The organism is Spirochaetota bacterium (assembly GCA_026414805.1).
Classification (GTDB): domain Bacteria; phylum Spirochaetota; class UBA4802; order UBA4802; family UB4802; genus UBA4802.
In genome coordinates this window covers 19,746-27,443 of sequence record JAOAIH010000043.1, presented here as the reverse complement: position 1 = coordinate 27,443, position 7,698 = coordinate 19,746, and the positions used below count along the sequence as shown (strand labels likewise).

Annotated in this window: 6 protein-coding genes; 5 read left to right on the top strand and 1 reads right to left on the bottom strand. The window is 41.2% G+C overall.

All coding sequences use genetic code 11. The annotated features are described in order from the left end of the window. Window positions 1-329 precede the first annotated feature (329 nt). From N3F66_09770 to N3F66_09750, 5 genes are all read left to right on the top strand, one after another. Window positions 330-731 carry a cupin domain-containing protein gene (locus N3F66_09770; GenBank protein ID MCX8124439.1) on the top strand — a complete coding sequence of 134 codons (402 nt, stop codon included), beginning with the start codon at window positions 330-332 and terminating at the stop codon, window positions 729-731. Next, window positions 728-2,863, top strand: a complete 2,136-nt coding sequence (locus tag N3F66_09765) for an acetate--CoA ligase family protein (GenBank protein MCX8124438.1) — start codon at window positions 728-730, stop codon at window positions 2,861-2,863. The genes N3F66_09770 and N3F66_09765 overlap by 4 nt, the downstream gene beginning before the upstream one ends. Next, window positions 2,845-3,681 (top strand): 3-keto-5-aminohexanoate cleavage protein, encoded by an 837-nt coding sequence (locus N3F66_09760; protein MCX8124437.1) that lies wholly within the window; start codon window positions 2,845-2,847, stop codon window positions 3,679-3,681. The genes N3F66_09765 and N3F66_09760 overlap by 19 nt, the downstream gene beginning before the upstream one ends. Further along, window positions 3,678-4,304, top strand: coding sequence for an RpiB/LacA/LacB family sugar-phosphate isomerase (locus N3F66_09755; GenBank protein MCX8124436.1), 627 nt, complete (start codon window positions 3,678-3,680; stop codon window positions 4,302-4,304). Before N3F66_09760 ends, N3F66_09755 begins: the two co-directional genes overlap by 4 nt. A 109-nt stretch (window positions 4,305-4,413) precedes the next feature. Next, on the top strand, window positions 4,414-6,276 hold the full coding sequence (locus tag N3F66_09750; protein ID MCX8124435.1) for a thiamine pyrophosphate-dependent enzyme: 1,863 nt from the start codon (window positions 4,414-4,416) through the stop codon (window positions 6,274-6,276). A 2-nt stretch (window positions 6,277-6,278) separates the two neighbouring features. Here N3F66_09750 and N3F66_09745 read toward each other — a convergent pair whose 3' ends face one another. Next, entirely contained in the window at window positions 6,279-7,631 is a 1,353-nt protein-coding gene (locus tag N3F66_09745) for an MFS transporter (GenBank protein ID MCX8124434.1), read from the bottom strand. Between the last annotated feature and the right edge of the window lie 67 nt (window positions 7,632-7,698).

Here is a 7,698-nt window from a genome sequence, read left to right as displayed (position 1 = left end):
ACTTTAGTCACTGCGGTTCTCCTTTTGTTTCATAGTATGCAATGACATTATTAATTATAGTGTCAAGTACTAAATACTGCAGGCATTACTTTGAAAAAATTTTAATAGGATGAAGATTAATTATTGACTTTTATACAATATTATTGCTTATTATACAATAATTCATTTTTTACTTTAGGTGTCATTGATTATAATCTTTTTAGCCACCATAATCATGATAAGCATATGATTATAGAAAGCGGCACTGAATTGGGATAACAAATGAAAAATAGTTATCTGGTCAAACATGAAATGGTTGTTGCAATACTCTATTCTTGGAGAAATATGTAATGTTTATAAATTTTTCATCAATAAAAGGGTTTAAAGTCAATAAGCCGTTTGAACGCGAGCTCAAGCCATTGCTATCATCTGATACACACCCAGAAATAAAAGACTTTACATTTATTCTTTCAACGCTAGCCCCCAATGGTGGTTGTACCGACTTCCATAGTCATCCTGAATCAGCTGAACTCATGATTTTTTTATCTGGATCCGGCAGAGCATGGTGTGAAAACTCTGAATTTGAGATAAAACCTCTCACTGCACTCTATGCGCCGCCAGGCTCTATGCATAAAACTCTTAATACAAGCAATGAACCGTTGCACATAGCATGCATTTTTATTCCTGCAATTTCCACAGAGTACATCCGCAAAAGTATTGAAGAAGCAAAGAAAGCCAGAGGCAGCGCATGAAACCGTCATTTGATTTTACTGATGTATTCAACGACAGGATTAAATCGCTCAATCTTATAATATCCGAGGTTGAGTCAAAAAGTATACTCTTACAATACGGAATACCAGTTCCAAGAGGAATTATTGTAAAAACAGTAGAAGAAATTAAGGATGATTTTTTACAACTATCGTTTCCAGTTGTGGCCAAGATAGCTTCTAGAGAACTTTTGCATAAAACCGAGATTGGTGGCGTTATTACAAATATTAATAATACTCATGAGCTTATCGATGCATATCATACCTTAATTGCAAATGGGAAGCGATATGGCTTTACAATAGAAGAAATTTTAATAGAAGAACAGGTAAACGGCACTATTGAGATAATTGCAGGAATTACCAATGATCCAGTGTTTGGACCTGTTCTTATGGCTGGCATTGGCGGCATTTACACGCACATTCTTGATGATGTTTCATTTTGCTTACTCCCTGCAAAAGAAAACAGTATTATCGCAATGCTAAAAAAACTAAAAGGCTATCCACTGATACAGGGTCATAGAGGTAGGAGAATTAACATCAATGGATTAGTCGATATTTTTATTAAACTTGGAACGTTTGCTTCTTATGCTGCGCACTACATTCAGTCCGTTGACTGTAATCCTATAATAGTAAATGAAACACAATGTGTAGTTGCTGATGCTTCGATCACGCTATTTCATAAAAAAATTGATAACCCTTTTTTTGTTGAAGAACCCAACTCTTCGTTGATGGATACATTTTTTAAACCAGGAAGTGTTGCAGTGGTGGGCGCATCATCTGTAGAAAACAAGATTGGGCATGTAATTGTAGATTGCCTTACAAAAAGCAATTTTGGCGGCACCATCTACCCCATTAACCCCACACAGCGCACAATTTTGGGACTGCCTGCGTATAGTTCATTAAATGCAATTCCAAAAGTTCCTGACATTGTCATCATCGCAGTTGATTTAGGGCTTGTACCGAGCATTCTTGATGACATGGCAGCTTTAGGCTGCCACAATGCTATCATCATATCCGGTGGTGGCAAGGAGTTAGGCGGCAGCCGTGAAGAGCTTGAACAAACAATCGCAGCAAAAGCAAGACAGTACAACATCAGAATCATTGGTCCTAACTGCATTGGCACATTTGACAGCTTTTCACAATTTGATTCATTCTTCTACCATGTGGATCGGTTTTCACGACCATGTCAGGGGCAAGTGAGCTTTATTACGCAAAGTGGCACATGGGGAGTAACATTCATGGAGCTATCACACAAGACTGGAATGAGTAAGATGATAAGCTATGGCAACCGCGTTGATGTGGACGAAGCCGACATGATTGCCTATTTAGCACACGACGCCAACACACGCGTCATCGCATCATATATTGAAGGCCTTGGAAAAGGAAGAAAATACTTAAAAGCTGTAGAAAAAGCTTTGCATAACAAAAAACCTGTAGTTGTATTTAAAACTGGCAGAACACAGCAAGCTGCACACGCTTCACTTTCCCATACCGGTGCATATGGTGGAAGCTACAAGTTATATCGTGATATCTTTGAAGAAAGTGGACTTATTGTAACTGATAGCCTGCACGAATGCTTTGCTGCAAGCCTTGCGCTGTCATGGCAGCCTCCTGCAAAAGGCAATAGAGTTGCACTTGTTTCTAACGGTGCTGGGCCAATGGTGAATGCGCTTGATCATTTTGATCACAAAAGCCTTGAACTTGCACCACTTGGCAAAGATACACTGGAATCGATGCGCGAACATTTTAGTTTCTTTTATATTATACAAAACCCAATTGATATTACTGGTTCTGCAACATCCGATGATTATGATTATGTGATGACTCAGTTGATGCAGGATGACGCAGTAGATATCATTATGCCATTTTTTGTGTTTCAGAATACTCCACTTGATGAAGCAATTGTTGAAAAAATAGCAACACACAATGCAGCAAAGAAAAAGCCCATAGTATGCTGCTGCACAGAAGGGGTGTATTCAACCAAGATGAAAGACAAGCTTATGCAACAAGGGATCCCTGTATACACACATGTAAATGAATGGGTAGTTGCAGCATATGCAGTAATGCAATGGGGGAAAATTCTATCAGAGGGCTCTATATGCAAAAGCTTATCATAACTGCAGCGTTAACCGGCGGCATACACGGAAAAGAGGCAAATCCAGCACTCCCTGAACAACCCGAAGAGATAATTCAGGCAGCGTATGACTGCTATAATGCTGGTGCTGCAATTGTGCATATTCATGCACGCGATAAAGAAGGCAGGCAAACTGCATCAAAAGAAATCTTTACTGAGATCAACAATGGAATTCGCGCCCGCTGTCCACTGATAATTCAAAACACCACAGGTGGACCTGGACTCCCCATAGAAAAGCGAATGTCATCGCTTGAAGCAAAACCGGATTCTGCATCGCTCAACTGCGGTTCGGTGGTGTTCTTCTATCAGGGCAAAGAACTTCCTTTTATGAACTATCGCCACGAGATTGAAGCTTTTGCGCGCGCAATGCGGGAGCTAAACATAAAACCTGAGCTCGAACTGTATAACCCTTCGATGTTTTTAGAAGTTGAAAACCTCATTGCAAAACAACTATTGCAACCTCCCTATTATATTAATCTTGTCATGGGTGTAAACGGCATGGGTGGGTATGAGGCAACACCAGAAAATCTTTTAACTATGGTGCGACACCTTCCACCTGGAAGCATATTCAATGTGTCTGGGATTGGGAAATATCAGCTTGCAATGAATACCATGAGCATACTTTTAGGAGGGCATGTGCGCACAGGACTTGAAGATAATGTTTTTTACTCAAAAAGTATTTTAGCACAATCAAATGCACAGCTTGTGGAGCGACTGGTGCGGCTTGCCCGTGAGCTTGGAAGAGAGATTGCTTTGCCAAACGAAGCACGTGAAATATTGGGAATAGGAGCAATACAATGAAAATTGCAGTAATAAATGAAACAAGTGCAGCAGATAAAAATAAAGACATAATGGCAGCACTTGAAGGAAGAGGACATGACATCATCAATGCTGGTATGACACAAACAGGTGTACAGCCTGAGCTTACTTACATACAAACTGGATTTATGGCGGCACTGCTTATTGCTACAAAGCGTGTTGATTTAATAGTGGGCGGCTGTGGCACTGGTCAGGGGTTTTTAAACGCGGTGATGCAATATCCGGGTGTTGTGTGCGGACATATCATCACACCACTTGATGCATGGCTCTTTGCCCAGATAAACGCCGGCAACTGCATCTCACTTGCGCTCAATCAGGGATACGGTTGGGCTTCGGAACAAAATCTTAAGTTTATCTTTGATGCTTTTTTTAGCGTAGAATCAGGATGCGGGTACCCAGAGCACAGGAAAGAATCGCAGATGAAGTCCCGACAACTACTCACATCTATCTCATGTATGACGCATAAATCTATGGCGTACATCGTACAGGTACTTCCTGATGAAATTGTAAAGCCTGTAATATCGTATCCGGGCTTTGCAGATATTCTTAATGTTGAAACACTTGCAGATGAACAGTTAAAAAATGCACTACAAAGCAGAATGTAGAAAATAAGCCGTGCTCCATGTATTGTGTTGGTAAGTTCAGCAACCGCTTCTTTCACAGGCACAGGTGCTTTGAGTGAGGCAAAGCAAATCCTATTTACGGAGAAAGTCAATGAATACAATAGATACACGCGCACAGGCAATAGCACAGTACGGTACTATTAGTAAGGCAATCGCAGCAGGTGCTATCGCCCCCTATCAGGATATCACGGTGTCCGAAGCTATAGTCCTTGGGCTGTTTAATCAAAACGTGACGCGCTTTTTTGGTGTCTTTGGTCACGGCTCAACTGATATTGCCGAAGTGCTCAGAATATATGAACATTATGGATTGGTTACAACGTATAATGTACGCCATGAGACAGCAGCTGCTCATGCAGCCACTGCTTACGGAATGCTCACCGGAGAAGTGGCAGCTGTCATCACCTCAATTGGTCCCGGTGCACTGCATGCATTTGCAGGCTCACTTGCATCTGCTTCAAACGGTGTTGGCGTGTATCATATTTATGGTGATGAAACCACACACGATGAAGGCTTCAACATGCAACAAATCCCAAAAGATGAACAGGGGCTGTTTCTTAAATTATGCAGCACCATGGGAAATGCATACGCACTGTATGAGCCATGGTCAGTAATTGCTGCATTGAAGCGCGGTGCAGTTGTTACCGGTGTGCCATTTGCTCAGCCATTTTTTTTACTTGCGCCCATGAATGTGCAGCCCGCAGTGTTGCATAACTTTAATCTTTTACAGCTTTCCTCACGGTACACACACTCTCCAGTTATGTGCAATGATGATGCAGTGTTTGCAAAAGCAGTTGCTATAGCAAACAGTGCATCGCGTATTACCATAAAGATTGGCAATGGTGCACGCGGGTGTGGCAAGGAACTATGTGAGCTTGCAGAAATTTTACATGCAGCAATTGTAAGCGGTCCCTCAAGCACAGGCATAGTGCCATATTCGCATCCGCACTACATGAGTGTGGGAGGTTCAAAGGGGTCGCTGTGCGGCAATTTTGCAATGAATCAGGCTGATATGGTGATAATTGTGGGTGCGCGCGGCGTGTGCCAATGGGACTGTTCAGGGACTGCGTGGAAAAATGCACGCGCTATCATTAACTTCAATACCAATCCATATCACGCGTTTCACTATACAAAAACCATTTCTATCGTAGGAGATGCCAAACACAATCTAAGGTTATTTATTGCACACCTTAAAAATTCCGGGGTTACAAAAGGCGATAGCTCAAAACAGTGGCTTGCAATTTTAAAAGAAAAAAAATCACAGTGGCAGTCATTTAAAAAACTACGCTATGAAAATCCAACACTGTATGATGATACCTTTAAACGGGATGTGCTCACCCAGCCTGCTGCAATAAAAGCCGCATGTGAGTTTGCAGATTCACATAATTACATTAAAGTATTTGATGCAGGCGATGTTCAGGCAAATGGCTTCCAGATTATAGAAGATGAACATGAAGGAAACACCATTACTGAAACAGGATCCTCATACATGGGATTTGCGCCTTCGTCAATACTTGTATCAGGAATAATTGGTAGACGCATGATGGCATTCTGCGGCGACGGCAGTTTCATGATGAATCCACAGATTTTAATTGATGGAGTACAGCACAATGCGCAGGGCATCATTGTGATATTTGATAATCGGCAAATGGGGGCAATCACTGGCTTACAGTATGCACAGTATGGCAAACCGTATAAAACAAATGACTCCGTAAACGTGGATTATGTTGCATTGGCACATGCGGTACATGGGGTCAGAGCCTTCTTTGGCGGATATACAACACATGAACTTACCAATGCGCTTAACCAGGCACATTCCTACAAAGGGTTATCAGTTATACATGTGCCTGTGTACAGTGGCAGCAATGAATTAGGCGGTATGGGCGTCTTTGGAAGCTGGAATGTTGGAAACTGGTGCCACAAGGTGCAGGAAGAGTATCATAGATTAGGGTGGTAGAATCATTCAATTTTCTTCAACAATTCCTTATGCATCCTTTCATCAATGGGAAAAAGGCTTATAAAAACAATGCCGCATATAATTAATACCAGCGGAATAAGCGTTGTAAGTATCTTTATTCCTGCAAGAGTATCCACACTCTGTAGTTGAGCAGTCAAAATTTTATTAATGAATTTTGGCTGAATGTACCCACACAGCGTTAAGCCCACTCCAGTAATAAACCCTGCACAGGCTGCTGCTAATTTCTGGCTGAAGTAAAAAAAGCCATAAATAATGCCTTCACGACGTAATCCTGTTTTCCACTGCGAATATTCCACAGTATCAGGAATCATTGCCCAGGGGCTAAAAAACACAGTTGAAACACTCACACCTGCAAAAACAAAAAGCACGGTAAAAAAAACAAAATTGAATTTTTCTGTCATAAACAAAACCACAAGGATTAACGCAAGTAAACCCATGCCAATATTGAAAGCATGTTTTTTGCCAATTTTGTTTGAAACAAACACCCATAAAGGAATAGCTACTGCAGCGGTGGCAAACATACATAAAAATGCAACAGGGATAAAGTCCTCTTTGCCAAAGTTATATTTAAACAGATAGTTAACCATCGATGCCAGTACACCAATGGCACACAGGTGCATAAACACTCCAATTGAAAGAAAGATAAAGGGCTTGTTCACTGAAAGAGTTGTTGCAACATCTTTGAGTCTATACTCTTCTGCATCACTGTGCTGTACACGTTCACGAACTGAAATAAATGTAATGAGCGTAAACAGTGCTGCCAGACTACCATATACTATCCCCACAAAGCGCCAGCCTGATACCGGTTCACTAAAAAGCCCAACAAGCGGCTTGGTTGCACCTGCAACAAAAAGTGTACCCACAACAGCAAAAAACATTCGGTAACCGGTAAGGCGCGAGCGTTCAATACTGTCACGTGTAAGGTTAGCAGTTAAGGCGCCATACGGAATATTGACCACTGTATATGCAGTACATACAAAAAGAAACATTGTAAGCGCATACCATGTTTTTGCTTCACTTCCAAGTTGAGGTGTATAAAACAAAAGTGCCATTGAAAGACCAAGAGGAACAGCTCCAAAAAGTAGATACGGTCGTTTTTGTCCCCACCGTGTATGTGTTTTATCTGAGATATATCCCATCATGGGATCGCTTACTGCATCCCATATCTTTGCAATTAAAAAAATTGTACCAGCTGCTGAAGCTGCAATTAAAAAGACATCAGTCAAATAGAACATTAAGAATAATACCACCGACTGAAATACCAAGTTGGCACCAAAATCCCCAAGACCATATCCCAATTTTGTTTTTATAGATAAACTTGTTTGCGATGCCATACATTTCCTCCTACAAAATAGTATTTATAATATCATCCTGAAGCTATATCTTCTTGTCCTCCTGAGG

What these genes read in the sequence shown, in the direction of transcription:
- N3F66_09770 (MCX8124439.1), top strand. Translation starts at nt 330, where the DNA reads ATGTTTATAAATTTTTCATCAATAAAAGGGTTTAAAGTCAATAAGCCG.
- N3F66_09765 (MCX8124438.1), top strand. Translation starts at nt 728, where the DNA reads ATGAAACCGTCATTTGATTTTACTGATGTATTCAACGACAGGATTAAA.
- N3F66_09760 (MCX8124437.1), top strand. Translation starts at nt 2,845, where the DNA reads ATGCAAAAGCTTATCATAACTGCAGCGTTAACCGGCGGCATACACGGA.
- N3F66_09755 (MCX8124436.1), top strand. Translation starts at nt 3,678, where the DNA reads ATGAAAATTGCAGTAATAAATGAAACAAGTGCAGCAGATAAAAATAAA.
- N3F66_09750 (MCX8124435.1), top strand. Translation starts at nt 4,414, where the DNA reads ATGAATACAATAGATACACGCGCACAGGCAATAGCACAGTACGGTACT.
- N3F66_09745 (MCX8124434.1), bottom strand. Translation starts at nt 7,631, where the DNA reads ATGGCATCGCAAACAAGTTTATCTATAAAAACAAAATTGGGATATGGT.